At 59.3% G+C, this 24,295-nt stretch carries 24 protein-coding genes; 14 read left to right on the top strand and 10 right to left on the bottom strand.

Features of this window, described 5'->3' with window-relative positions:
• Window positions 1-15: 15 nt before the first annotated feature.
• Window positions 16-846: a phosphate/phosphite/phosphonate ABC transporter substrate-binding protein gene (locus tag EYW47_RS01055; protein ID WP_133193035.1), complete on the bottom strand. Its 831-nt coding sequence runs from the start codon at window positions 844-846 to the stop codon at window positions 16-18.
• Between the two features lie 18 nt (window positions 847-864).
• Window positions 865-1,971, bottom strand: a complete 1,107-nt coding sequence (locus EYW47_RS01050) for a porin (protein WP_133193034.1) — start codon at window positions 1,969-1,971, stop codon at window positions 865-867.
• Between the two features lie 294 nt (window positions 1,972-2,265).
• On the opposite strand from EYW47_RS01050, the gene osmF reads away from it, so the two are divergent.
• The 7 genes from osmF (at window position 2,266) to gtdA (ending at window position 8,762) form a co-directional block, all read left to right on the top strand.
• Window positions 2,266-3,186: a glycine betaine ABC transporter substrate-binding protein OsmF gene (gene osmF / locus EYW47_RS01045; protein ID WP_133193033.1), complete on the top strand. Its 921-nt coding sequence runs from the start codon at window positions 2,266-2,268 to the stop codon at window positions 3,184-3,186.
• Between the two features lie 20 nt (window positions 3,187-3,206).
• Window positions 3,207-4,388 carry an ABC transporter permease gene (locus EYW47_RS01040; protein ID WP_133193587.1) on the top strand — a complete coding sequence of 394 codons (1,182 nt, stop codon included), beginning with the start codon at window positions 3,207-3,209 and terminating at the stop codon, window positions 4,386-4,388.
• Window positions 4,385-5,332 carry an ABC transporter ATP-binding protein gene (locus EYW47_RS01035; RefSeq protein WP_133193032.1) on the top strand — a complete coding sequence of 316 codons (948 nt, stop codon included), beginning with the start codon at window positions 4,385-4,387 and terminating at the stop codon, window positions 5,330-5,332. Before EYW47_RS01040 ends, EYW47_RS01035 begins: the two co-directional genes overlap by 4 nt.
• Entirely contained in the window at window positions 5,329-6,069 is a 741-nt protein-coding gene (locus EYW47_RS01030) for an ABC transporter permease (RefSeq protein WP_133193031.1), read from the top strand. The genes EYW47_RS01035 and EYW47_RS01030 overlap by 4 nt, the downstream gene beginning before the upstream one ends.
• A gap of 61 nt (window positions 6,070-6,130) precedes the next feature.
• Window positions 6,131-7,153 (top strand): fatty acid desaturase, encoded by a 1,023-nt coding sequence (locus EYW47_RS01025; protein ID WP_133193030.1) that lies wholly within the window; start codon window positions 6,131-6,133, stop codon window positions 7,151-7,153.
• 259 nt (window positions 7,154-7,412) lie between these two features.
• On the top strand, window positions 7,413-7,697 hold the full coding sequence (locus tag EYW47_RS01020) for a hypothetical protein (RefSeq protein ID WP_133193029.1): 285 nt from the start codon (window positions 7,413-7,415) through the stop codon (window positions 7,695-7,697).
• Window positions 7,698-7,715: 18 nt separating this feature from the next.
• Window positions 7,716-8,762 (top strand): gentisate 1,2-dioxygenase, encoded by a 1,047-nt coding sequence (gtdA, locus tag EYW47_RS01015; RefSeq protein WP_133193028.1) that lies wholly within the window; start codon window positions 7,716-7,718, stop codon window positions 8,760-8,762.
• Between the two features lie 107 nt (window positions 8,763-8,869).
• On the opposite strand, the gene EYW47_RS01010 is transcribed toward gtdA, so the two are convergent.
• Complete coding sequence (locus EYW47_RS01010) at window positions 8,870-10,243, bottom strand: LLM class flavin-dependent oxidoreductase (RefSeq protein WP_133193027.1); 1,374 nt, start codon at window positions 10,241-10,243, stop codon at window positions 8,870-8,872.
• An 816-nt stretch (window positions 10,244-11,059) separates the two neighbouring features.
• On the opposite strand from EYW47_RS01010, the gene EYW47_RS01005 reads away from it, so the two are divergent.
• A complete protein-coding gene (locus tag EYW47_RS01005; protein ID WP_133193026.1) occupies window positions 11,060-12,124 on the top strand; it encodes a porin in 1,065 nt (354 codons plus the stop codon).
• A gap of 181 nt (window positions 12,125-12,305) precedes the next feature.
• Window positions 12,306-12,644 (top strand): BON domain-containing protein, encoded by a 339-nt coding sequence (locus EYW47_RS01000; protein WP_133193025.1) that lies wholly within the window; start codon window positions 12,306-12,308, stop codon window positions 12,642-12,644.
• 264 nt (window positions 12,645-12,908) lie between these two features.
• Here the strand turns inward: EYW47_RS01000 and EYW47_RS00995 are convergent, their stop codons facing one another.
• The 7 genes from EYW47_RS00995 to EYW47_RS00965 form a co-directional block, all read right to left on the bottom strand.
• Window positions 12,909-13,100 (bottom strand): hypothetical protein, encoded by a 192-nt coding sequence (locus EYW47_RS00995; RefSeq protein ID WP_133193024.1) that lies wholly within the window; start codon window positions 13,098-13,100, stop codon window positions 12,909-12,911.
• Between the two features lie 250 nt (window positions 13,101-13,350).
• Window positions 13,351-13,848 (bottom strand): flavin reductase, encoded by a 498-nt coding sequence (locus tag EYW47_RS00990; protein WP_133193023.1) that lies wholly within the window; start codon window positions 13,846-13,848, stop codon window positions 13,351-13,353.
• Window positions 13,849-14,020: 172 nt separating this feature from the next.
• Complete coding sequence (locus EYW47_RS00985) at window positions 14,021-14,869, bottom strand: pirin family protein (RefSeq protein WP_133193022.1); 849 nt, start codon at window positions 14,867-14,869, stop codon at window positions 14,021-14,023.
• Window positions 14,870-14,969: 100 nt separating this feature from the next.
• Complete coding sequence (locus EYW47_RS00980) at window positions 14,970-15,851, bottom strand: alpha/beta fold hydrolase (RefSeq protein ID WP_133193021.1); 882 nt, start codon at window positions 15,849-15,851, stop codon at window positions 14,970-14,972.
• Window positions 15,848-16,186 (bottom strand): metal-sulfur cluster assembly factor, encoded by a 339-nt coding sequence (locus tag EYW47_RS00975; protein ID WP_165976466.1) that lies wholly within the window; start codon window positions 16,184-16,186, stop codon window positions 15,848-15,850. The genes EYW47_RS00980 and EYW47_RS00975 overlap by 4 nt, the downstream gene beginning before the upstream one ends.
• The gene (locus tag EYW47_RS00970; protein ID WP_133193019.1) at window positions 16,179-17,255 is read right to left on the bottom strand and encodes an amidohydrolase family protein; all 1,077 of its coding nucleotides are present in this window, start codon (window positions 17,253-17,255) and stop codon (window positions 16,179-16,181) included. The genes EYW47_RS00975 and EYW47_RS00970 overlap by 8 nt, the downstream gene beginning before the upstream one ends.
• Before the next feature lie 227 nt (window positions 17,256-17,482).
• Window positions 17,483-18,421 carry a LysR substrate-binding domain-containing protein gene (locus EYW47_RS00965; RefSeq protein ID WP_133193018.1) on the bottom strand — a complete coding sequence of 313 codons (939 nt, stop codon included), beginning with the start codon at window positions 18,419-18,421 and terminating at the stop codon, window positions 17,483-17,485.
• 780 nt (window positions 18,422-19,201) lie between these two features.
• Here EYW47_RS00965 and EYW47_RS00960 point away from each other — a divergent pair.
• The 5 genes from EYW47_RS00960 to EYW47_RS00940 all read left to right on the top strand — a co-directional run bounded on the left by EYW47_RS00960 (window position 19,202) and on the right by EYW47_RS00940 (window position 24,168).
• A complete protein-coding gene (locus EYW47_RS00960; RefSeq protein WP_133193017.1) occupies window positions 19,202-20,329 on the top strand; it encodes an LLM class flavin-dependent oxidoreductase in 1,128 nt (375 codons plus the stop codon).
• Between the two features lie 52 nt (window positions 20,330-20,381).
• Window positions 20,382-21,944, top strand: a complete 1,563-nt coding sequence (locus tag EYW47_RS00955) for a carboxylesterase/lipase family protein (protein WP_133193016.1) — start codon at window positions 20,382-20,384, stop codon at window positions 21,942-21,944.
• A 316-nt stretch (window positions 21,945-22,260) separates the two neighbouring features.
• The gene (locus tag EYW47_RS00950) at window positions 22,261-22,590 is read left to right on the top strand and encodes an SMR family transporter (RefSeq protein WP_133193015.1); all 330 of its coding nucleotides are present in this window, start codon (window positions 22,261-22,263) and stop codon (window positions 22,588-22,590) included.
• A 44-nt stretch (window positions 22,591-22,634) separates the two neighbouring features.
• Window positions 22,635-23,369, top strand: a complete 735-nt coding sequence (locus tag EYW47_RS00945; protein WP_133193014.1) for an SDR family NAD(P)-dependent oxidoreductase — start codon at window positions 22,635-22,637, stop codon at window positions 23,367-23,369.
• 19 nt (window positions 23,370-23,388) lie between these two features.
• The gene (locus tag EYW47_RS00940; protein WP_240763483.1) at window positions 23,389-24,168 is read left to right on the top strand and encodes an SDR family NAD(P)-dependent oxidoreductase; all 780 of its coding nucleotides are present in this window, start codon (window positions 23,389-23,391) and stop codon (window positions 24,166-24,168) included.
• Window positions 24,169-24,295: the final 127 nt, after the last annotated feature.

Below are 24,295 nucleotides of genomic sequence, written 5' to 3'. Positions count from 1 at the left end.
GGGTGTACGCAAGACCTAAGGCTGAGCAAGGTCGGGATAGCCGAATTCGGCGGCAATCTGGGCCATGCGCTCGATCACGACATAGTCGCTATGCGCGGGCCGCGCGAATCCGCGCAGGCGTAGCGCGCGGGCCCGCTCGCCGTCGGCGGCAAGCGCGTGGTCGAGCGCATCGAACAGGGCGGCAACGTGCTGCTCGCCGAGCTCACGTGAGGCAATGAACGGCAGGCCCGGCGCGCTCGCCGTCGTGCCGATGGGCCTGACGCCCTGCAACAGGCCGGGGTTGGCGTCGCGCAACAACGCGAGCGTGACGCAGTCGATGGCAGCGACGTCCGCCGTGCTTTCAGCCAGCGCACGCAGGCTGTTCAGGTGCGATCCTGTCCAGACCACCGAGGCAAAGAACCGCCCGTCGCGCGCCAGCGGCGCTGCCGCGTGGCGCAGCCCATTCATGCCGCTGTGCGAGTCCCGGCCGTTGCAGGCGGCGCGCAAGCCGCGGCAGGCCGTGAGGTTCGTCGCGCCGCGCACCCAGGCGGCCTCGGACACCACGAGCACGCTGCGATAGCGCATGCCGTCGCAGCCGTCGGCATCGAACATCGGCGTCGCGACGAGGCGCACAGCCTGATCGAGACCGAGCATCCGGTAGGGGTAGCCGCAGGTCTGCGAAAGCAGCAAGTCGGGATGGCGCCACATGGGCATCAGATCGGCGGGCGGTTCGTCGAGCGTCGACACGTCGGCGGGGCCGCCGGCTTGCGCGAACGCCCGCAGCGCATCCGTCAGCAGCGCGCGCCACAAGGCGCCGTGCCGTGGCGTCACGTTGTACATCGGCAGGGTGGCGAACCAGCGTTTCATACGTGCGTCCCGTGCCGGTCAGAAGACATGCCGGACGCCGAGCCGGCCCACCGCCTGCTTCTGGTTGCCGGAGGGATTGAAGCCGGCGATCTGCGCGACCTGGGCGTCGCCCGCGGCCTTCTGGAATGCACCCATGACATAGACGCTCGTGCGTTTCGAGAGCGCGTACTCGACGCTCAGGTTGAACTGGTTATATTTCGGGGTCCCGTCCGTCGCGTGGTCGCGCCCGGTCGTGTAGGTGTAGCCCGCGCCGATCGTGACCGCGGGCAGCGGCGTGATGAGCGTGGAGATCTCGTAGTTCTGGAACGTCGCGTCGTGGCCCGAACTGCCTTGCTGGAAGTTTGTATTGGTGAAGTCGAACAGAATCTGGACCGCCTTCACGATCTGCCAGGACGCGCCTACGCCAAACACTTTCTGGGCGCGCGCGGCAGCCAGGTAGTCGCCGTACACGGCGTTCGTAAAGCCTGGGTAGTTCTGATAGCCCTGGGTCGAGACGCCGGGGTCGTTGATGCGCAGGTAGCCGATGCCAAGGCCGAACGGGCCCGCGGCATAATTGCCGCCGATGCTGAAGGTCGCGTTGTCGGAGAAACGTCCCGCCTGGCCACCGGGTGCGTAAAGGCCGCCAAACGTGAAGCCGGCGAGGGTCGGGCTGCGGTACTTGACGGCGTTCGAAATGGGAAACCCGTTATCGGTGTTGTCCATATCGTTAGGGTGTGCGAAATAATAGCCGCCGATATTGCCGTTCAGCGTGAACGGTTCGACGTAGTCGACGATCGAGTCCCACTGGCGCCCCAATGTGAGGGTGCCGAGGCGGGTGTCGCTCAGGCCCACGTAGGCATTACGCGAGAACGCAAGGCCGCTGCCGAGCTTGCCGGAATTGAGATCGAAGCCGCTTTCGAGGCGAAAGACCGCGGAAAGTCCACCGCCCAGGTCCTCGGTGCCGCGCACACCCCATCGGCTACCTGCTGTCACCCCGGAGGCGAGCTGCGTCAGATGGGCGCCCTGGACGTTGCTGACGAAGTCGAGGCCATCTTCGACGATGCCATAGAGCGCGACGGAACTTTGCGCATGTGCGGCGGTAGCGGTGGCGGAGGCGAGCGTCGTGGCGAGAAGCAGTTTTTTCATTATGGGTTGATCCGCTTTTTCGGAAAACGAAGGGTATGAGGTAGCCGGGAAAGTTGACTATACGGGCCGGCTGGACGTGGACTAAACAACGAATTGGAAAATGGATTCCCGTCGCCAGAAGATGGCCGGGGCAGCGTCGTGCCTTTGCGTCGCCGTCATGCCGCAAAGCTCACCCTCACAGGTGTTTCGATAAGCAAATACGAATTCGTTGGTTGGTCTGGCGGCGCGCAATGGTTATGTTTTCCGGTTCATGGCGCCTTGCCATAAATTTCGAATGCAGGAGTGGTTTCACCGATGAAGAATTCGCGCCCGTTTCAGCTTTCGGCTGCTGTGCTCGCGTTGCTGGCTTCCGGCACGCTCTGGGCGGCCACGCCCATTACCGTCGCTTCCAAGATCGACACCGAGGGCAATCTGCTGGGCAACCTGATCGCGCAGGTGCTGAAGGCTCACGGGCTGGCCGTGACGGATCGCATTGGCCTCGGCACGACACCTATCGTGCGCAAGGCGCTGCTGACGGGCGAGATCGACATCTACCCGGAGTACACCGGCAACGTGGCCTTCTTTTTCAACAAGGCCGACGATCCGGTCTGGAAGGACGCGGCGCGCGGCTACGAAGAAGCGAAGAAGCTGGATTACGCCGCGAACCGGCTGGTGTGGCTAGCGCCCGCACCGGCCAACAACACCTGGGGCATCGCCGTAATCGATTCGCAGGCGAGGGCGTACCACCTGAAAACGCTGGGCGACTTTGGCAAGTGGGTGAGCACGGGCGGCAAGGTCAAGCTCGCCGCTTCCGCGGAGTTCGTCAACAGCGCATCGGCGCTGCCGTCGTTCGAGAAGACCTACGGGTTCAAGCTGCAGCAGGATCAACTGCTCGTGCTCTCGGGCGGCGATACGGCTGCGACGATCAAGGCCGCGGCGAACGGGACGGATGGCGTGAACGCGGCGATGGTCTACGGAACCGACGGCGGCCTCGCCCCCGCGGGCCTCGTCGTGCTGCAGGACAGCCAGCATGTTCAGCCTGTCTACGCGCCCGCGCCCGTTATCCGCGAAGCTGTCCTGAAGGCGCATCCGGAGGTGGCTGGCTATCTGCAGCCGGTGTTTGCGAGCCTCGACCTCAAGACGCTGCAGACGCTCAATAGCCGCATTCAATTGAATGGCGAGCCGGCTGCGGGCGTGGCGGCCAGCTATCTGAAGTCGAAGGGCTTCGTGAAATGACGCCGGGCGCGAGCGGCCGTATGCGCGGCGTGGCGTCTGGTATTGCGTGGCGGCTGCCGGGAGTCGACAACGTCGGCTGCCTCGTTGCGGCGCTCGTCGTGCTCGGGCTCACGGCCTGGCCGTTCGTGACGTTTCGCGCGAACCGCATCGTCGCGGGTCACGGCTTGCGTCTCGGCGACGTTTTTACGGGGTGGCAGGCAGGCGTGCTTTATGCAATCGGCACGGCCAGTGCGGGCTTCGCGATGCTGCGGCTGCGGCCCGGCTGGCGTTTCGGCGTGGGCGTGCTGCTGCTGGGCGCGCTGGCCGTCCTGCTCGGCTACGTTCCGGGGCAATGCGTCGGAGCCGATACGCCGCTCGCACGCGTTGCGCCAGCGGGCGGCGCGTGGACGCTCGCGTTCGCCTATGCGGTGCTCGTCACCGACGCCGCCGCGAAGGGGAGCATCGGGCCGCTTGGCAGGCTCGGCGCGCTTGTATTCGCGTTGGCCGCCCTGGCGGCCTTGTGCCATTACGGTTGGTGGGACGGCCTGTCGGTCATGCAGGAATACGCGGCGCGCGCCGACTCGTTCTGGCAGGAAGCGGCGCGCCATGTCGCGCTGGTGGCGGGCGCCGTGGGCCTGGCCCTCGTGGTCGGTCTACCGCTCGGCATTGCCTGCGCGCAAGCTGCCGCATTGCGCGCGACGATCCTGCCGGCGCTCAACATCGTCCAGACCATTCCCAGCATCGCGCTATATGGACTCCTGATGGTTCCGCTCGGCCTGCTGGCCGCGCATGTGCCGCTCGCCGCATCGCTCGGAATACGCGGTATCGGGACGGCGCCCGCGCTCGCCGCGCTTTTCGTCTACTCGCTGCTGCCCGTGGTGTCCAGCATCGTGGCGGGCTTGCGGCAAATTCCGGCCCAGGTCGCCGAGGCTGCCGCCGCGATGGGCATGACGCGTGTGCAGCGGCTCGTTCAGGTGGAGCTCCCGCTCGCACTGCCGGTGATCCTGACGGGGGTGCGGATCGTGCTGGTTCAGGATGTCGGGCTTGCCGCGGTGGCGGCGCTGATCGGCGGCGGCGGTTTTGGCACCTTTATCTTTCAGGGGATCGGGCAGTCGGCGACGGACCTCGTGCTGCTCGGCGCGATTCCCACCATCGTCCTCGCATTCCTTGGCGCTGCCGCATTCGATGCAGTCGCTGCACTCGCACGGAGAGACCGCGCATGATCGAATTCGACCACGTCAGCCGCCGCTTTGGAGAGACCGCCGCGGTAGACCGCGTCTCGCTCGCGATTGCGCGCGGGTCCATCACCGCACTCGTCGGGGCCTCGGGTAGCGGCAAGTCGACGCTGCTGCGCATGATCAACCGGCTGATCGCACCCGACGAAGGCGCGGTGCGTATCGACGGCGCCAATATCGCCACGTTGCCGGAGGTGGCGCTCAGGCGCGGCATAGGCTACGTGATACAGGGCAATGGCCTCTTTCCCCACTGGACGGTGGCGCGCAACATTGCCACGGTGCCGCGGCTGCTCGGCTGGGACGCCGCGCGTATCGAAGCGCGCGTGCGCGAGTTGCTGGAGCGCTTCGGGCTCGATCCGGCCGTGCACGCCAACAAGCTGCCGCATGCGCTCTCCGGCGGCCAGCAGCAGCGCGTGGGCGTCGCGCGGGCGCTGGCCGCCGAGCCGCAGATCCTGCTGATGGACGAACCCTTCGGCGCACTCGATCCCATCATTCGCGCCCGGGCGCAAGACGACCTGCTGGCGCTGCAACGGCGCCTTGGCATCACGATCGTCATCGTCACGCACGACATGGACGAAGCGCTGCGTCTTGGCGATCAGATCGTCGTGATGGAGCGCGGCCGCGTGTTGCAGGCAGGCACGCCGCAGCAGATACTCGCTCGCCCGGCGACCGACTTCGTCGGGCAACTGATCGGGGACAGCGATCGCGCGCTGCGGCTGCTCGCGCTCACGCCGGTGGCCGAGGCCGCCGAGCCGGGCGAAGCAGGGGGGCTTGCGGGGACGAACGTCAGCGCGTCCGATACGCTGCGCGACGCGATGGGCGCACTCCTGTGGCATGGTCTGGGGTCGCTTCCCGTCACGGACGAAGACGGTGTTGCGCGGCGGCGCATCTCGCTGAGCGCCATCGTTGCGCGCGCAAGGAGGCCGCTATGAAGCATGGCGCCATCGCCGTGCGCGCGTTCATGCTGCTCGCGCTCGTCGTGCTGCTGTTGCGCCCCGAATGGGTTGCGCCACTCTTCGCGCCGTTCGCGGACAACGGCGCACCGGTGCTCTACAACCGCGCAAGCCTGCTCGAGCTGACACTGGCCCACCTGGGCCTCGTTGCGGCGGCGAGCACGGCAGGCGTCGCGCTTGCCCTTTCAGCGGGGATTTTTGTGACGCGGGCGGCCGGCGTCGAATTTCTGCCGGTTGCACGCAGCATCGTGAACATCGGCCAGACCTTTCCACCCGTTGCCGTGCTGGCGCTGGCTGTGCCCGCGCTCGGCTTCGGCGTGAAACCGGTGCTGGTGGCGCTTACGTTGTACGGACTGCTGCCCATCTTCGAGAGCACGCTCGCTGGCCTCACCGGGGTCCCCGAGGCGACGCTCGAAGCAGCGCGCGCGATGGGCCTCAACGCACGGCAGCGGCTGTTCGGTGTCGAACTGCCGCTAGCGTTGCCGGTCATCCTCAACGGACTGCGCCTTGCCGTCGTGATCAACCTGGGCACCGCCACGATAGGTTCGACCGTCGCGGCGAAGAGTCTGGGCGACGTGATCATCGCCGGACTGCAAACCTCGAACACGGCATTCGTGCTGCAAGGCGGCGTGATCGTCGCGCTGCTGGCCATCGTCGTGTACGACCTGCTCGGGCTCGCCACACGTGTCCTGGCGCCCGTGCCGCCGACGGTCTGAAGCCCCCGGCACGTCTGACCACGCTTGTTGCCGACTCCACGCCGCCCCACTACAACAGAATATGGCCGAATATTTCGATGTCGATCACGCGCGCGAAATCGCCGTGCTCAAAACCAGCTTCACCGCGCGAACGGAATGGCCGACCTGGCTGCTGATCGTGGTGATCTATGGCGGATGGGCGGGCGTGCTGCTGCTCGTGGGGGCGGGCCACCTGTCGATAGCCGCCGGCACGCCGCTGCTCGTGGTGCTGTGCGCGTGGCACATGTCGCTGCAGCACGAGTTGCTGCATGGGCATCCCACCCGGTGGCCCGCGCTGAACAGGCTGCTCGGCTGGCCGCCGCTCGCGATCTGGTTTCCCTACACGCTGTATAGGGAGACCCATCTGGAGCATCACCGCGACGAAGCGCTAACCGTTCCGGGCGTCGACCCGGAGACGAACTATGTGCTGCGTGAGCGCTGGGCGCGGCTGGCACGCTGGCGGCGCGCGCTGTGGTACGCCCGCAAGACCTTCGTCGGGCGCGTGGTCGTGGGGCCGCCCATGAGCGTCGCCGCCATGCTGCTCGATGCGTGGAGGGCATGGCGCGGCGGCGAGCGGCGGCAGGCGCCGCTGTGGCTCGGCCACTGCGCCAGCGTGGCGGTGGTGCTCGCAGGGGTGCAGTTCGTGGCGGCCATACCGTGGTGGTATTACCTGCTGGCCATCTCGTGGCCCGCGCTCGGCCTTGCCATGATCCGCTCGCTCTATGAGCATCGCGCGGTTTCGCATCCGAAAGCGCGCATCGTGATCAACGAGGCGGGGCTGTTCATGCGGCTGCTCTACCTCAACAACAACTATCACCTCGTGCACCACGATCTGCCCGATCTGCCGTGGTTCCATCTGCCGCGCGCGTACCGGATGCGACGCGAAGCCTACCGGAGCAAGTGCGAAGGTTTTGTGATCAGCGGCTACGGCGAATTGCTGAAGCGCTACGCCTTGCGGCACACGGATCAGCCCACCCATCCCTTCGGGCATGATGCTCCGGCCGCGAGGTTCAACGGTGGTGCGCGCGTCGCGGTGGCGAGCGGACGGGTGCTTATTAGCACCTGACTAGCGGGCGAGGCTCGTTGCGCATTGACGACGTCCTGAGGATCACCGGGAAGGTGCCGACTCGCATGGCATGCGCCTTGATCTTGAAGTCAGATCGTTCTGTCGATTTTACTTTCTGGACGTCTGATGGCGCGATTGAGATACTGTCCGAGATTCACTGAGCTGGTGCGGTGCGGCGGTGGATGACCGTCCGAGGTAGGGCAACCGGGGGATTTTCGCATCGCTAGTTAAAGTGAATGATCCGTGAGTGTGATCGTCCATGCGGCTGCGCTCGCAAACCGCGGTCGCGCACATCGCCAGCGCCGACGATCTTTTCGAAACCGATCAATTCCACTTTGATTTTTTCAGTGACGCGCCTGCGGGCCGTTCGATGGTATTGCGTTTCAATCAGAAAAGCGCAATGCAGGCATGCGTGATCACGGTAATTCGTCAAATGGTTGAAGCACGGCTCGCTATGTCTGAATCCAGCAAACCGATGGGCAGCTCATGTTCGGTTGCCATAGTTCCGTCACACGTCATATTGAAGTTCTACAGATGGCGCTAAGGAAAACAGGAGAGTCACATGCCGGATGTCGCGAAAGCCTCGCCTCGTGAGGCGTATTACTCACAAATTGCGCGCCAGAGAATGTCGCCCCTGTGGGAGTCATTGCATAGCCTTGTGCCGAAGGCACCTCGGCCGCAGGCAGTTCCGGAGATCTGGAAGTACGCGCAATTGCGGGAATTTGTCTTGAAGGCGGGCGACATAATCAGTGCCGAAGAGGCGATCCGTCGTGTTTTGGTGCTCGAGAATCCTGGACTTCCGGGAAAGTCGAGCCTTACGCCTAACCTGTATGGTGGCCTGCAACTCATACTGCCGGGCGAGATCGCACCAAGCCACCGCCACACACAATCCGCACTGCGTTTCATTGTGGAGGGTAAAGGTGCATGGACTGCTGTCGACGGCGAACGTACCACCATGCATCCAGGCGACTTTATCATCACGCCTTCGTGGACGTGGCATGACCACGGCAATCCGTCTGAGGAAGAAGGCGGGGAACCCGTCATATGGCTCGACGGCCTGGATATTCCACTGCTGCTTCAACTTGATGCGGGCTTCGCCGAGAGCCATCCAGAGATGATGCAACCTGTGAGCCGCACTGAAGGTGATAGCTTCGCGCGATTCGGTCACAACATGGCCCCTGTTCGGTACAAGGCGACCGGCCAGACGTCGCCAATTTTCAGTTATCCATACGAGCGCAGCCGAGAGGCACTCGATACGCTATACCGGTGCGGTGAACTCGATGACTGGGATGGAGTGAAGTTGCGCTACGTTAACCCGATGACGGGCGGGTGGCCGATTCCCACAATGGCGACATTCATGCAGTTTCTGCCCGGTGGCTACAAGGGCAGATCCTCCCGGAGCACGGACTCGACGGTGTACTGCGTTGTCGAAGGAACCGGGGTGGCGCGCATCGGCGATCACATTTTCACTTTCAGCCCACACGATATTTTCGTCGTACCGTCGTGGCATCTTGTTCAGCTAGAGGCGGAGGTCGATGCTGTGCTGTTTAGCTACTCGGACCGTCCGGTACTGACTGCACTCAATCTGCTGCGCGAGGAGCGCATCTGATCTCTGCGTCTCGGACTGTGAGTCAGTCTTGATGTGCGTCGTTCCAGAGTTGGGAAAGTCGCGCCGAAACGCGAATACTCTCCCCTATGCCGAAGTGCTCTAGCAGATCACGCCAAGCGGAATCGCGCTCCATAATGCTCGGCGCGCAAGCGAGGGCCGGCATCCGGAAACAGCTGCTCGCGCATGGTGCCTTCCTTGTAGGCAGTCTTGAACGCTCCCCGTTCCTGAAGGCGTGGGACGACCAACTCAATGAAATTCTGAAGATTACTTGGCTCGACGGTACGCACGAGGTTGAACCCGTCGACGTCAGCCTCGTCACGCCATTTGATCAGCGTGTCACAGACCTGCTCAGGCGAGCCAACAATGAACGCCTCTCTTCCACCAACATTGGCAAACCGCGCCAGATCACGCAACGTAACCTTGCCCATGTCGCCGGTCGCCCGCATGGAATCCGCGATGGACTGGACCGCATTGCTTTCTACCACGTCAATCGGACCGTCGGGATCGTAGCGCGACAAATCCACCCCGAGCCACGTGGAGAATATTGCGAGGTTTCCTTCGTCACTCGAGTAGCGCTGATATTCCCGGACCCGATCGCGCGCCTCGTCCTCGGTCGCGCCGACGATTACAGTGGCTGCATTGAACACTTTGATGGAGTCCGGTGTGCGACCGGCTGCGACCGCTGCCTCGCGATATCGCTGAGTTGTTTTCTTTGCGAATTCGATGCTGTTGGTGGACATGAAGCTGCACTCCGCATGTCGACCGGCGAAGGCAATCCCACGAGATGAGGCGCCGGCAGAAAAGAGCAAAGGCGTGCGCTGGGGCGACGGTTCGCACAGGTGGATGCCGTCGCAAGAGAAGTGCTCGGAGCGATGATGGATCGCATGCACCTTGGAAGGATCGGCAAAAATTCCTCGGGCACGGTCCCGAATCGCCGCGCCGTCTTCCCAACTGGCTTCCCAGAGTTTGTAGACGAGATCCATATACTCGTCTGCAACATCGTAACGAGCGTCATGTGAAACCATCTCGCCCAGCCCCATTGCTTTTGCGGTTGACGGCATCACGCCTGTAACGATGTTCCACGCCAGACGGCCTTCAGTGAGCTGATCAAGCGTCGAAAGACGGCGGGCAAGGAGATAGGGCGGCTCATAGGTAGTGTTTCCGGTAACGCCGAAGGTCAAATGCTTCGTGACCGACGCCATGGCTGGAATCAGCAACATGGGATCGTTGGCGGGAAAGTGTGCGCCACTACGGATTGCGGCATCGGGAGATCCACCATAGGTATCAGGCACGCCAAGCGCATCGGCAACGAAGACGCAGTCAATCAATCCTGACTCTGCCTGTTTTGCGAGGTCGGTCCAGAACCTGAGCTTGTTGTATTGCGCACCGTTCGACTGCGGGTGTGGCCACATTCCCGCCCAGGATTGAGTAGGCGAGGCCATGTAGAAGGCGTTGATAGCGATGTGACGTTGGGACGTCATGAGACCCTCCAATCTGCAGTTATGCTACTAGATCTCTGCTTATACGTTCGTAGGTAACGCCCGACTCGGGCGGGACGTCTTTGTGACGCATAGATTACGCCGCCGTAACATCCTGTCCAACGGCGAATGCAGATAACACGATCTAATTTTGAGAACGTTGTGAAGATCGTCGGCGCTTTCACTCGCATTCTTGCCTTGACCGGGTGGCTAGTCCGTCCCACCTGATCGAAAATGCGAAGCAACTTCACCAAAATGCGGCGTATCGCAACAAGGATTGGGCGCGGAGCCAAGCAAGACCGTTCGTCCGATGAAATATCACCACGTGGGCCAATGAGCGTTCACAAGATTCGATCGTCTCATCTGCATTTGCCGTTGGACGCGATATATCGACGGGATTAGCTTATGCGCTATGGACTGGCACGCATAGGCTTGAAAGCTAGTGGTGGGCTAATGAGTTGATGACTATAAGAAGGAGACAAAAATGCAGGGGTGCCCTGCTCGCAGGCGAAATCGTCTATATGGATAGCGGGGCACTCAAGGTCGCCTGACGTCGGAAAGTTCAGCGAGCCAGCCTCCGCGGCACAAATTCGAGCAACACAACAAGCGAACTCTCTCAAGAGGAATATGGGATGAGAGTGGCTATCTATGCTTGGGCGTGGACGAACGATCTTCTTTTGAGCTGCAGCAATAAATTCTATGCGAGTTTTAAAAACCCTCTGGAGAAGGGGCAGAGGATCACGCTCAAACGGCTTTTGATGTGATCCCTACGTCGTTGGAATTATACATATCAAAGTCCTATATTAGGAGGAGATAAATATGAAAAAAAAGCTTGTTTGTGCGATCTTGACCTCATTTGGTGTCTGCACCGTACATGCCCAAAATTCTGTCACGTTGTACGGGCGTGTGGCAGCCGGTCTCGACTACATCACCAACGTTGCGACGCCAAATGGCAGCAAAAGCGCTTTCCGGTTCGGCAGCAATCAGTACGGGGCAAGCTTTCTTGATATTGCGGGCCAGGAAGATATCGGCGCAGGGACGAAAATAGTCTTCAAAATGGAAGATATGTTCCTTCAGGGGACCGGCCAGGTAATTGGGGATGCGCTCTGGAATCGTTATGCGTATGTCGGTGTTTCGAACGACACCTACGGCAGTTTGTGGGCTGGTCGTGCGATGGTCTTGTCGGACGAGACGGAGTGGTACCTCGATCCGTTTGTCGCGCAGCAGACCAGTGTCCTCAACTTTTCGAGGTACCGCGGAACTGGGCAGGCCTTGAACGCTCTTACCTACAATTCTCCGGATATACACGGTCTCTATTTCCGGGTGCAGAACGGTTTCGGGAATACCGCTGGTAACTTTCAGGCGTCGCGGACATTTGGCGTAAGCGCCAGATATTCTTTGGGCGATTTCAGTGCGTACGGAGACTATGACGAGCGCCGAGACGCGAACGGGAGATTCTCGGGACTGTACTCCAACTCGAGACAGTATATGGCCGGCATCACTTACCAGCTGCAGGCGTGGAAATTTTACACTGGCTACCAGCAGTTGGTTTCTTCGGGATCGGATACTGTCGTCGACTCGATGAACAGCGTAGGTGCAACGCGAGCGAATCAGGAGTGGGTTGGCGTGACATATCAGTTAAATCCGGCGCTTCAGCTCCAGGCGGCCTGGTACCATACCAATGTCAATCACGGTGGTGGAACTGCCAATCTTGGTGCTTTGGGTGCAACGTACAACCTCTCCAAGAGTACGTTTATTTACGCGACAGTTGGCGCGATGTTCAACGGTGCCAATGCTGCATTCCCCGTAGAGACGCAGGATTCTCCGCCTGAACAAGGACACAATCAGCAAGGTGGATATGTGGGCATCATGCATATGTTCTAGCTTGAGAAGGCACTAGGACACGGACACGTCGTGCAACCGTACGTCTGTCGAGTGTGTCATGTCTGTATCGGCGTTCCGACGTTTCGGAACGTCGAGAAACGTGGGGGCTACGCGGTGACGTTACGTGGAAGTTGAGGAGAGTGAGATTGCACGCTTCCGATTTCAATTAGGAGAATTATAGATGAAATATACGTTCAGGATTTTGGCATTTTCCCTTCTCACGTCCGCGTCAATGGGTGTGTATGCACAGACCGACGTGGCTTCTAATCCGGTGCCTCAATCGACCAAGGCGAGTAGGGCAGCCGACCGCGCACTTTCGAAGCAAGTGCGCGTGGCGCTGTTGAAGGCGAAGATTCTCGACGTGCCGACCATCTCGGTGCGTGTGAAGAATGGAGCAGTGACGCTTGCAGGCTTTGTCAGAGACCAGTCGCAAATTGAGCGGGCCGGTGAGGTCGCCCAGACGGTAAGTGGTGTGACCTCGGTGAAAAACGCTATAACAATCCGTCAGCCCGGTCAATGAAGTTGAACCGTCTGGGTATCGTTAAGCATCGAGAGCCACCCGGACGGTCGTTAACTTCCTAAAGCTTGCTGGGCGACAGGAGTGCCCGATCGTAGCGCCTGGACCCACAATCGTTGGGGCTTTCCCGGGTGCGTCGTGAACATGCCGAATCGGCGCCATGCCTTTGCGGTGCCACTGCGTTCGGCGATACGTTCGCGTGTGGCGGAGCGTCTAAGGACGGTGCCGGGGGCGCGGCAGCACACGATGCTGTTGTTCATTATCCAATTAACCGGATTGTCCTTCTGGTTCGGTCATCCCCGGGCGATTCGCAACGGTTGGGGTCGTGCACATTACCGCATCGGCGAAGCGCAGTAATGCCTGCAACGAACCATAGACGCTCTTGTACTCCTGCATGCCGATGCGGCCATCGAGCGTGACTTGCAAGCCCGAGGCAATGGCTAGTTCAAGGATGTCCATCAGCTGTCTCCTCCGTTACGTCGGCACGCTGAAATCGTAGTCGGCGATCTGTGCCATGCAGCGCGATGCTTTCGAATCACGCTTGCTATCAGATATTGTCGATTGTTGCGTCTTTCGACTTGATCAATGCGATGAAAACTCAGGTTTCCTCAGTGCGGGAGGATCTACACTCCATGATCCCGGACGATAGGCGTATTCATTATAAGAGCGATATCTCCAGCGAAGATGGCTTGAAAAACGTTAGGGCATTTCACATGACATCGCCAATGAGGTGGTGATACTGACGTTTATAGTAAATCAAACTCGCATCAGATTCGCCAAGCTCAATTGCATCGACGACGCAAAGGAATACATCGTGAGTATCTGTCTCAATGATTCGGTCGATACGACAGTCGAACGCGATCGCCGCTCCATCGAGCACCGGAGCGCCGTTTTGTAGTGCATGCCACTTCACTGTATTAAACCGGGTCTTCTTGACCTCCGCTGTGCCACCAGCGAATAGCGCTGAATGTCCCTCAAGCGAAGGAGTAAGCGTGTTGACGCAAAGAACCATGTTCTCCTTAAAAATAGAATACGAATCGTTTCTACGGTTTGCACAAACCAGAAGCGTTGGGGGGTCATCTGTCACACTGCAGACCGCGGATGCGGTAAAGCCAGCAAGCCCCGCTTTGCCGCCAGTAGTAATAACATTGACGGCCGCCGCGAACCTTGCCATTGCGTCCCGATACTCTTGCTTTCCAATAGTCATATTGACCACCAATTTCTAATTTGCGTGATTTCCCGCCACTATGCGACGAAACATACGTTATCCAGAGCAGAGGGAATCATGGTTTGAACTGCAACAGAAGAATGTTTTCACTCGTGACTAGCCTCTTGTGCGGTCACGAGTTGCAAACCGGCATCTCTCGGCGGAGGTGTGCTCAAAGCCGTCCTTGCTCAACGAGGCGTCTCCTGATGTGCTGGATCTCAGCCTCACCAACCATCAAAGCTTGGGCTGAAGTGTGGACTGAGTAATGGCCGAGCACGAGGTCATAGGGGTGCGGGGCAGCGGAGCCGATTACGAACTCTGCGTCCTCCGTAGTCAGGAAATCCACGGGTGCCTCACCGGGTTCGAAGGCAATGATTTCTCCAGGCTCCAAAACGTCTGGGCCGGGGATAGAGACTCGCCCTTTACCCATGGCTAGCCAGAGGACAGAGTGCCCCGATGGCGGCTGATAGCACCAGTGTTCGCCTGCCTTGAGCGTAACTGCCAGATAATTAATCGCCGCTGGTGCGGCAATCGAGTTTTTGGCACCGTCATGTTCCCCAAGCAGCAGCCGGGCAGGTCCGATTCGCGGAATGTCGGCTGCGCTCTGATAGATGCTTTCCGATGGGCCGAGCTCCAGTTCCGGGGGGAGTGCAATCCATAGCTGGAAGCCGCGCGTATGGCCCGGATCACCCGAGCCTCCCGCATGCCACACGCCCTTGCCCGCGCGCATCCACTCGACGCCTCCGGCACCGAGGATACCGGTCGCGTTGTTTGTGTCCTCGTAGCGGACGGTGCCTTCGGCCACGTAGGTTAGCGTAGCCAACCCCGAATGAGGATGCAGGCCGAAGGTCGGGAAGTTGTCGCCGCGATTATCAAAAAGATCGAGAAAGACGAAGGGCTTCAGGATCCGACCTAGATCACTCGGACTCATTAACCGCGTGATATAGCCATGGCTAAGGCCACGGGAGCGGAAAGCGATGGGGCGGTGCTGCGCAGGCCCGATCGTAGCGGTAGTGGACATAGGACCTCTCGTAAGGCCGGCGCGGTGAAAGAGCAAAGATGCTTCTGGCTACTCGTTTCCAGAGTCGAATTGCCGACTCACGGCGCGCTAAATTGAATATTCAGGTATCGGCCGTTAAAAATTCGATGATTAGTTTGCCGACCTTGGCGGCCTGCTCGATATTGGGGCAATGTCCTGCATTCTCGAGTACGGAGGCCTTGGCGCCAGGAATTCGCGCAGCGAGGTCATCAGCAAATCCCGGAAGCCGTAGCCTGTCCCGGTCGCCGGCAATAATGAGCGTTTTTGCTGATATATTTTCGTACGGGGTACGATCGGCGCCGCCGAACTCACTGCGAACGGGTGCTTGGGGCGAACGAAAACGTGCCGCTGCGATCGCCTCCCATGCTCCGGGTGCGATACTAAGTGCATGGCGACGGCGAACGTAATCACGGTCACGATACCAAACGGGGTCTTCAAATATCGCAGCGAGGAGACCACTCATGGCTTCCTCGCTGCCGTCATAGTCGAGTAGGCGGCGGCGCTCCTCATTGTCAGGAATGAAACCACCGCCGCTAATTGCGACGAGGCGATCGACTGGCAAACGGCACGGCGTTTCGGCCGCCATCTGGAGCAGATAGGTTGCCCCCATTGAATTCCCGACAAAATGAGCTTTTTCCAGCGCCATTACCTCGATGAAACGCACCATGTGTGACAGCATCCGGTTGCGCTTGCTATCGAAATCATGAATCTTGGCAGTCTTGCCGAAGCCCAGCCAGTCGGGGGCAATTACGCGGAAATGGCGGGCGAGCGCAGGCATGAGGTATTCCCAGCTCGTCTCGGCTCCGCCGCCGAACTCGCCGCTATGCAGCAGCACGATCGCAGGCCCATCGCCAGCATCAAGATAGTGAGTTCGCATGCCGTCGACATCGACATACCGGTCGCGATGCACCACTTCGACCGGAGGCACACGCCAAATCTGCTCACTGGTGGCGACGGTGTTCATGACAATACTCCCGTCGGGCGCAGCCGGCGCAATTCGGCGCGGGGGCCTGATGCCATCATGTCAGGAAGCCATTCCGATGCGGGATCGACTGTGCAGATGACCTTGCTGACGCCAGGAGCGCGCGCCACCACCTTTTCCACCTGCGCAATGATGTTGGCTGCTTGCCAGCAGACTGGACTAGTCAAGCGCAACTCAATGTGTGCGACGCCGTCTTCGTCCAGCCTTACTTTCTGAACCATTCCCATGTCGGTCAGGCTGATTGGAACGCCTGTCGCAATCGAGCAGGGATCGACCACCCGGTCGAGCATGGTTTGAATTGCGGTGGTGTCAGGCATTGGAAAACTCCAGCACGGTTGAGAACGGCGCAAGCGGCCCGTTTGGTCGCCGGAGCGCGAATTCATCGTCGCGCGTAGCGGCAAGGCGCGCCTGGAGATCGAGGCCCGTCATGCGCGCATAGTTGTCAAACAGGATTGCGCGCTTGGCTGCCAGATCGAGTTGCGGGAGTCCGGCGCCCTCGATCAGCGCTTCGGGGAACGCAAATTCGCGTACGAATGCCTCAAGCAGCGGCTGTGGGTGAAACGCCATGGCGCCGGTACCCCACACGATACGCTCGATGGCGTGTTGCCCTCCAGGGCCGATCAGAGCGGCCATCGCATGAAGAAATGCCGCCGGGCGGTTTGCCGCCAGAGCGCTGGTAATTTCCAGATTCACGTATACATTTTCAAACCGCGCAAGCTGCCACGCCGTTTCCTCGAGGAACGCCATACCTCCATGGACGATTTCGAAATTCAGGCCCGGGAATGCCATGCATGCCCGGTCGATATCGTCCACCTTGTAATGCTCCATCGGTACAGGGCCGAGTGGCAATGCCTTATGGATAGCAACAACCTTGACCCCCAGTTTCTCGGCCCGTTCAAACAGCGGGAACGCGATCTCCGGGTCGTCCATTTTCCATCCGCGTATTTCGCTGCCAACCCAACTGTTCGGATAGAGCTTAAGTCCGACCGGACGCAGCAATTCGACCTGGCGCTCGAGCTCATCAAGTGCGGCCCTTCCGGTCATCGGATCGACACCGCAGTAGGTGATCATCCGATTCTGCCATCGCGCCTGGGCTTCAATCGCCTTGTCCAGGCTGCATAACCCATCCTTGAAGGAGAAGATGGGCAGAACATGATAGACGGCGAGATCGGTGTCACTTTCGACGAAGACCTGGTCAACCGCCTCTTTGATGGACCAGTCACGATAGAACTGTGCTCTCGTCGGCGCGTATCCGGGCTTCGCTGTGGCCAATACCGACCCATAGACGAGATCGCATAACGGCGCGGCGAAGCGATTAGCGAAATTGGCGGCATCCATGTTGTATGCATGAATGACCGCATCTAAAACCGGCAGACCATCAATCATCGGTTATCTCCTCGTATGATTTTTCACGAGTATCTCAATCGCTCTGGTTGACGTCCAGAGCAGAAAACAGACAGAACGATCTGGTTTCAAGATCAAGTGACATAATCAAATTGCGGGGGCGGCCAACCCGAGACTGACGACAGAAGTATCGCGTTGCGCTTCCAGATAAAGGGCTTTTTCTCATACATCTCGTTGAAATGGATCACGAGTGGACACAACAGGAAGGACTACGCTATTGCGTGTTCGACCCAGCATCGTGCGAGCGGCGCTTCGGTCATTGCCGTTGCAGTTGCCACAACTCGCCGGAATTGATTGATTGCGACATTGCTGCTGGTCGCTGACTTTCGCCACGCGATCAGCAGTTCATAATCAGGCATGGGGTCGACAAGGTTTACATATGATGCGGAAGAAGAGAAATACTTTGTAATCCACTTCGGTGCGAGTGTCACGCCTAGCCCAGCGTTAACCAACGAAATCAGGGTATGGAGTTGCTCAGCCTCTTGTGTCACCCTTGGCATAAACCCCGCCGCGGAACAGGCCGCGACGATAATTTCTAGCATTCGAGTGCGCAGACGCGTTGGAAATAAGACAAAAGGCTCGCTCGCCAGCTCCCCCAACGCAATTTCTCGGCGACCAGCGAGGTGGTGGTGCTGAGGTAGCACAGCGACAAAAGTTGTAGCAGCGAGCGGTTCGGTGCAAATATCCCCATCCAGGGGCGCGGGTGACGGGATGATGGCGAGATCGATCACGGAGGTATCGAGTGCTTCGATCTGAGAGATGCGATCAAGTTGTCGCAATTGCAGATCAATCGAGGGAGCCTGATTGCGATACTCGCGCAATATTGCAGGTAAGGTGGCCCACAGCGCGACGTCAACAAAGCCGATCTTCAGCCGGCCAACCGTGCCGCGAGACGAAGCGCGTACCCGTTCCAGACCCTCGTCCGCTCGTTGGAGGATCGCACAAGCTTCCGGCAAGAAGATTTCCCCCGGGATGGTAAGACCCACCTTCTGGCCAATGCGAGTGAATAACGTGAAGCCAAGCTCCTCTTCGAGAAGCTTGATTTGCCGGCTAACCGCTGACTGAACGACATTTACCTTTTCAGCGGCACGGCCGAAGTGCAATTCTTCGGCGACAGCGACGAAATATCGAATCCTGCGAAGGTCCATGATGTTCCAAATCCGTGGCTAGCAGCCCAAGGTAACGGGCGTGGTTGCATAAATCCGTCGAGGCGAGGGGCTGACGTTTGCGGCCAACCTCTGGATCTAGCAGTCTCCTTACAAATTAGTGTTCCTCCGTAGACCTATGTTTTTATGTGCAGGAGTGAGTGCAAGAGAGCCCAGCCGACTGCGATGTATCGCGCCAAGGACTGCGCGTACTGGCACACCGGGCGGACTCTACGAGTCGCCGGGGCCGGTATCAGGAAACTCCTTCGCTTGTAGCGGCGCCACGGCGTGTCAGCAGACAATTGCGATCAGCCATGGAATGCAGCCCGCGACCTCTATGACAGGAAGATTAGGTTCGAGTCCGTTGCTAGATTAGATGGCGCACCCGGCTTGCACTCGTCCACAAAAAGAAGGAATCGCCTGCGTGCTTGAAGGCTCAGAAGCGCCCGCGACGCAATTCGGGTGTGAGAGCCGTTGACGAGGTGGGCGTTTCCGCATGCGTGCTTCAAGTCAGACGAAACGCACGTGCCAGCGGACGCCTCGCCGCTGTCGGCAGCCTGAACCGTTTCGGACCTGCACTTTTTCACGCTCACACTTTGCTTGGGGTGCCGAGGAAGGTTGAACCTGATGCGCTGCACAACGTTCTCAAAATTAGATCGTGTTATCTGCATTCGCCGTTGGACAGGATGTTACGGCGGCGTAATCTATGCGTCACAAAGACGTCCCGGCCGAGTCGGGCGTTACCTGCGAACGTATAAGCAGAGATCTGCTGGAGGGACATTGATGCGTGGCTCAACCAATCCGATCTTTAACGCCAACCGGATGAAGATCGGCATCTTTGCCATTAATGGCCGCGGTGGGATCATGACCACCGTGCCGGAAGCCTATGAGCCGACCTGGGACTTGTCAGTGAAGGCTTCGCAGATGGCGGACGCGGCCGGTTATGAGGCGATTGTCTCCTACGCCCGCTGGAAAGGCTGGGTAACGGGCGGCAATGAAGACTCCACCGGCCTCACGATGGATCCGTTCACATGGGCTGCGGGTATCGCCCAGGCGACGCGCTATAGCGCTGTCTTTGCAACCTCGCACGCCCCCACGATTCACCCCATCCTCGCGGCCAAGCAGACCTCAACGATCGATATCATCTCCGGCGGCCGTTTCGGACTGAATGTCGTCGGTGGCTGGAACAAGCCCGAGCTCGAGATGTTCGGCGCGCCCTTCAAGGAGCATGACCGGCGCTACGACCATTTGTCCGAATGGCTCACCGTTATCCGCAAGCTCTGGCAATCCCGTGAAGAGTTCGACTTTCACGGCGACTTCTTCGATGTCGTGCGTGGATCGTCGATGCCAAAGCCCGTACAGACACCACATCCGCCAATCATGAATGCGGGTGGATCGGACCGGGGCCGGCGATTCGCGTGCGAAAACGCGGACATGTGTTTCCTGATTATCCAGTCTGAATCGCCTGAGTCGATCCGGCGGCAGGTGCAAGAGTACAAAACCGTGGCCAGGGAAGAATTTGGTCGCGAGATTCAGGTGTGGACGAACTCGATGGTGATGCAGCGTGATACTCAGGCGCAGGCGGAGGCCTATTACCGTCGCTGCATCGTAGAGAATGAAGACAAGGCGAGCGTCGATGCGTGGATGCAGGCGCAGCAGGAGCATGCAAAGCTCATGTCACCTGAAGCGCTGAAGGCCTTCCGCCAACGGATGGCTGGAAGCGGGGGCGGCTTTCCACTGATTGGTTCTGCGCAGCGTATCGCGGAACGACTCGAGATGCTCGCGGACTGTGGTCTCGACGGCATCCTGTTGACGTGGGTTGATCCGCTGGACGGGATCGAGCGGTTTAGTCGTGAAGTGCTTCCGCTCATGGAGCGGGCTGGACTGCGTGCGCCCTTCACAGCGCAGTGATAAGAAGCGATGAGTCAGAGATGATCGCCCATCGACATGTGAGGAGCAACGTATGAACGAGATAGTAACGATAAGCCAGGGGCAGTTGAAAGGGGAGCGCTCCGTGGATGGCGAAGTCACCGCGTTTCGCGGTATCCCCTTTGCATCGCCGCCTGTTGGAGATTTGCGCTGGCGCGCCCCACGGCCGCCGGTTGCCTGGACGGGGACGAGAGACGCCACGCGAGCGAAGTCCATCGCGATTCAACAATCGATGCTGGGTAATTCCGTTCTCCCATTCGGCAATGAGGAGCAGTCCGAGGATTGCCTGTACCTCAACGTATGGAGCGCGGCTGCAGATGCCGAAGAGCGGCGCCCGGTAATCGTCTGGATTCATCCCGGTGGCTTCCAGTTCGGATCCGGATCGTCCCCGTTCTTCGATGGCGATGCGTGGGCGCGTGATGGGGCGGTGTTCGTCACCCTTAACTATCGGTTGGGCAAGCTCGGATTTCTTGCTCATCCCCAACTTTCTGCAGAAAGCGATGAGGGTATTTCTGGAAATTATGGGTTGCTCGATCAGATCGCCGCGCTCCAATGGGTACGAGATAATATTGCCGAGTTCGGCGGTGATCCCGAATGCGTGACTATCTTCGGCATTTCCGCGGGATCCTCCAGCGTTAGCCTGCTAATGGCATCGCCTCGCGCACGCGGCCTGTTCCATCGCGCGATTGCTGAAAGCGGTGGTAGTTTCGGTACTGTGGCGGAAAATAGCGGTGTCGCTGATCGGTGGCAAACACTGGCAGCAGCAACGAAATCTGGTAAAGCTTGGGCCGATAGCATCGCAAGCGGTGCTCAGAAGGACATTCGGACGTTCGATGTCGACACGATCCGGGCGGCGAGCGGTGTTGACGGCACCAATATGCAGGGCATTTTCGATGCGGCTCAACCGGTTGTGGATGGATCGGTGCTGCCGGCTGGTAGTTATCAGATTTTCGAGAACCGGCAGCAAGCTGCTGTTCCGCTCCTCGTTGGCTCCGTCGCGAACGAAGATCTGGTCATCGGCTTCTCACCCAATCTAGCTGCCTATCGAGCCTATGCTCAGGCCGAATACGGTGATAGTGCTGAGCGGTTCCTTGCGCTTTATCCAGCCACGACAGACGCGGAAGCGATCGCCGCTAGCCTGAAGGCCAATAGTCACCGCGTGTTCACCTGGCAGAATTGGACATGGGCTCATCTTCATGCCGCTGCTGGCCACGACGTCTATTACTATCAGTTCCAGAAGGCGCCTCCGGTGCCGACGGGTTCTTATGACGAGCAGGGGTTCCCGAGACCGCTGGGCGCGTTTCATTGCAGTTCCGTCTTCTTCAGCTTTGACCGCTTCAGTCTGCGAGATTGGCCTTGGCATTGCGCGGACCGGGTACTGGGGAAAACGATCCGCACTGCCTGGGTGCAATTCGCCCGTACCGGTCGTCCTGCGGCGCAGGATCTTCCCGACTGGCCCAGTTTTGATCCAGCCGCGCCGCGTGTCATGGCGCTCAACGACGAGATCGGCTTGACGGAGGTGCCTTGGCTGGAGCATCTCCGCTTTTGGGACGCGCACTACGCCGCGCGACGTGCAGCGAGCCATGCCACAGACTGAACGGAAACTTGGGTCGTTGGCAAAAATCCCGAGAGCCATTTGTGGATCGAGCTGTTTCCTGTCCGATAGAGTCGTTTGGAAATTTCGGTGTGTGTTGAGGTAGCAAGTGCAAATTCCTCTCCTGCATTCATCTGGATAAGGAGTGCAAATGATATAGGACAGCACGGATCCACACTTTTCGCGTCTGCCATTGTGTCGCCAGGGATCTGACTTCGCCGAAGAAAACCAGGCTGGCTGCCGCGACGCTGGTCGAAAGAATGTTCTTGGAGATCCCCTGCCGAAAGGCACAGTGGGTGCTTATTTTGAGAGGAAAGATATGTACGCTAGCTATGTAATGGTTGCGATTGCTATCGCCGCCAATATTGTTGCCGTCTATTTCATGAAGCTCTGCGGTGGCATGACGCAACCGTGGCCGACGCTAGGAATGATTCTCGCGAACATGCTGACGCTTTGGTTTCTTGGGCGGGCGATGACAGCCGGCGCTCCGGTCAGTGCCGCGGTGACGGCGTTGACGGTTGGCGTGATGATTGGCTCGTTCTTTATAGGTCTGTCTTTTGGCGAACGGGTCTCGATTCTCCAGGCGGTAGGCGGGGCGATTGCAATCGCGGGCGTCGTGATTGGAAACCTGTCTGCTGCAAGCTCATGAGATGAGAGCTTGCGCCAGGCATTGGATCTTGGTGGAGGGGGTACATGACATCATTGAAAGGTAAGGTGGCAATCGTCACCGGCGCGGGACGCGGCATTGGGCGTGCTATTGCAGTGAAACTCGCCCAATGCGGCGCTCAGGTAGTTCTGGTCGATCTGGAATCACCAACCGAGTCAGCGCAATTGGCGGGTTCGTCTGCAATGGCCTTCGCTGGCGATGTCTCAATCGAAGCTACTTGGGCCAAACTCGGGGAGGCGATAGATGAAAGGTTCGATCGTTTGGACGTCGTCGTGAACAATGCGGCCGCCTTTCCGCGCGGCCTCATCGACGAACTGGATTTTGACTCGTGGCGCAGGGGCTTTGCAGTCAACGTCGACGCGCAATTCTATAGTGCGAAATATTTCGTGCCGCGTATGCGAAAGAATGGTTATGGACGCTTCATCGCGATATCGTCAAATTCTATTGGCGTCGCTGAACAGGCACTCAGCGCTTACATGGCGACGAAAATGGGGGCGATCGGGTTCATGCGAGGCCTCGCCAATGATGTAGCGGCCGATGGCATCACCTGTAATGCGATACTCCCGTCTCTTACCGACACGCCTGCGACGGCTGGGGTACCCGAAGAGATCAAACGTCTGGTTTGGCAGCAGCAGGCAATCAAGCGATTGGCGCAACCCGAGGACATTGTCGGTCCGGTCGCGTTCCTTGCGAGTGAAGAGGCAAGCTTTATTACGGGGCAGGCGCTAGTAGTCGACGGTGGGCTTTACAAGATCAGTTAAAGGCAGACGACCGTACCCATTGAATGAAGGGGAAATCATGACAGGCAGGCTTCAGGACAAGATTTGCGTTATCACAGGTACAGGCGGGAGCATGGGGCGCGCGGCAGCTCTGCTATTCGCTCGAGAAGGTGCACGCGTTGTAGGATGCGATATAAACGAGGAGAGCGGTGCGGTCACGGTTGAGGCGGTGCACACCGCCGGTGGCGAAATGATCTCACGTCATCCCTGTAACCTCGCTAACTCGGACGAGTGCCGTGCCTTGGTCGATTTCGCCATTGAACGTTTTGGCCGGATAGACGTGCTTTACAATAACGCGGCGATGGCCTATTTCAACTGGATCGAGGATATTTCAGACGAGGAGTGGCGGCGCAATTTGAACGAGGAAGTTAGTCTTGTTTTCTTCCTTACGCGTGCGGCTTGGCCTTACCTTAAAAAGAGCCACGGTACGATCGTCAATACTGCCTCCGCGAATGCGCACACGACGGCACGCACGTTGGGCTCTTTGGCGCATTGCACATCGAAGGCCGGTATCGTCTCCATGACCCGCCAATTGGCGATGGAGGGTCGTGAATTTGGCATCCGTGCCAATTCCATCTCACCGGGTTTGACTGAGACCAATCAAACTCGTGCACAGCTTGATAATAGGGAATGGGCCGACTATATGCTCGGGCGTATTATGCTCGGCCGCGCTGCAAAGCCAGAAGAGGTGGCGCACGCAGCACTCTTCCTGGCTTCCGACGAGAGTTCGTACGTCACCGGCACAGATCTTGTGGTGGACGGCGGAATGCTTGCCTCGTAACCCACTATCATCGCGCCAGGCGCAGACGTCGCACGTCCCAAAGAAACCCGTAGAACGCACCATCGCGGTAGTGTGGCAGAACTCGGGCGACCTCTACAGCCAGAGCCTGCTGATCGTAGAAGACGTA

The organism is Paraburkholderia silviterrae (genome assembly GCF_004353915.1).
Classification (GTDB): domain Bacteria; phylum Pseudomonadota; class Gammaproteobacteria; order Burkholderiales; family Burkholderiaceae; genus Paraburkholderia; species Paraburkholderia silviterrae.
Note: the sequence above shows the minus strand (reverse complement) of the source record. Positions and strands in the feature narration are given on the sequence as shown.

What these genes read in the sequence shown, in the direction of transcription:
- EYW47_RS01055 (WP_133193035.1), bottom strand. Translation starts at nt 846, where the DNA reads ATGAAACGCTGGTTCGCCACCCTGCCGATGTACAACGTGACGCCACGG.
- EYW47_RS01050 (WP_133193034.1), bottom strand. Translation starts at nt 1,971, where the DNA reads ATGAAAAAACTGCTTCTCGCCACGACGCTCGCCTCCGCCACCGCTACC.
- osmF (WP_133193033.1), top strand. Translation starts at nt 2,266, where the DNA reads ATGAAGAATTCGCGCCCGTTTCAGCTTTCGGCTGCTGTGCTCGCGTTG.
- EYW47_RS01040 (WP_133193587.1), top strand. Translation starts at nt 3,207, where the DNA reads ATGCGCGGCGTGGCGTCTGGTATTGCGTGGCGGCTGCCGGGAGTCGAC.
- EYW47_RS01035 (WP_133193032.1), top strand. Translation starts at nt 4,385, where the DNA reads ATGATCGAATTCGACCACGTCAGCCGCCGCTTTGGAGAGACCGCCGCG.
- EYW47_RS01030 (WP_133193031.1), top strand. Translation starts at nt 5,329, where the DNA reads ATGAAGCATGGCGCCATCGCCGTGCGCGCGTTCATGCTGCTCGCGCTC.
- EYW47_RS01025 (WP_133193030.1), top strand. Translation starts at nt 6,131, where the DNA reads ATGGCCGAATATTTCGATGTCGATCACGCGCGCGAAATCGCCGTGCTC.
- EYW47_RS01020 (WP_133193029.1), top strand. Translation starts at nt 7,413, where the DNA reads ATGCGGCTGCGCTCGCAAACCGCGGTCGCGCACATCGCCAGCGCCGAC.
- gtdA (WP_133193028.1), top strand. Translation starts at nt 7,716, where the DNA reads ATGCCGGATGTCGCGAAAGCCTCGCCTCGTGAGGCGTATTACTCACAA.
- EYW47_RS01010 (WP_133193027.1), bottom strand. Translation starts at nt 10,243, where the DNA reads ATGACGTCCCAACGTCACATCGCTATCAACGCCTTCTACATGGCCTCG.
- EYW47_RS01005 (WP_133193026.1), top strand. Translation starts at nt 11,060, where the DNA reads ATGAAAAAAAAGCTTGTTTGTGCGATCTTGACCTCATTTGGTGTCTGC.
- EYW47_RS01000 (WP_133193025.1), top strand. Translation starts at nt 12,306, where the DNA reads ATGAAATATACGTTCAGGATTTTGGCATTTTCCCTTCTCACGTCCGCG.
- EYW47_RS00995 (WP_133193024.1), bottom strand. Translation starts at nt 13,100, where the DNA reads ATGGACATCCTTGAACTAGCCATTGCCTCGGGCTTGCAAGTCACGCTC.
- EYW47_RS00990 (WP_133193023.1), bottom strand. Translation starts at nt 13,848, where the DNA reads ATGACTATTGGAAAGCAAGAGTATCGGGACGCAATGGCAAGGTTCGCG.
- EYW47_RS00985 (WP_133193022.1), bottom strand. Translation starts at nt 14,869, where the DNA reads ATGTCCACTACCGCTACGATCGGGCCTGCGCAGCACCGCCCCATCGCT.
- EYW47_RS00980 (WP_133193021.1), bottom strand. Translation starts at nt 15,851, where the DNA reads ATGAACACCGTCGCCACCAGTGAGCAGATTTGGCGTGTGCCTCCGGTC.
- EYW47_RS00975 (WP_165976466.1), bottom strand. Translation starts at nt 16,186, where the DNA reads ATGCCTGACACCACCGCAATTCAAACCATGCTCGACCGGGTGGTCGAT.
- EYW47_RS00970 (WP_133193019.1), bottom strand. Translation starts at nt 17,255, where the DNA reads ATGATTGATGGTCTGCCGGTTTTAGATGCGGTCATTCATGCATACAAC.
- EYW47_RS00965 (WP_133193018.1), bottom strand. Translation starts at nt 18,421, where the DNA reads ATGGACCTTCGCAGGATTCGATATTTCGTCGCTGTCGCCGAAGAATTG.
- EYW47_RS00960 (WP_133193017.1), top strand. Translation starts at nt 19,202, where the DNA reads ATGCGTGGCTCAACCAATCCGATCTTTAACGCCAACCGGATGAAGATC.
- EYW47_RS00955 (WP_133193016.1), top strand. Translation starts at nt 20,382, where the DNA reads ATGAACGAGATAGTAACGATAAGCCAGGGGCAGTTGAAAGGGGAGCGC.
- EYW47_RS00950 (WP_133193015.1), top strand. Translation starts at nt 22,261, where the DNA reads ATGTACGCTAGCTATGTAATGGTTGCGATTGCTATCGCCGCCAATATT.
- EYW47_RS00945 (WP_133193014.1), top strand. Translation starts at nt 22,635, where the DNA reads ATGACATCATTGAAAGGTAAGGTGGCAATCGTCACCGGCGCGGGACGC.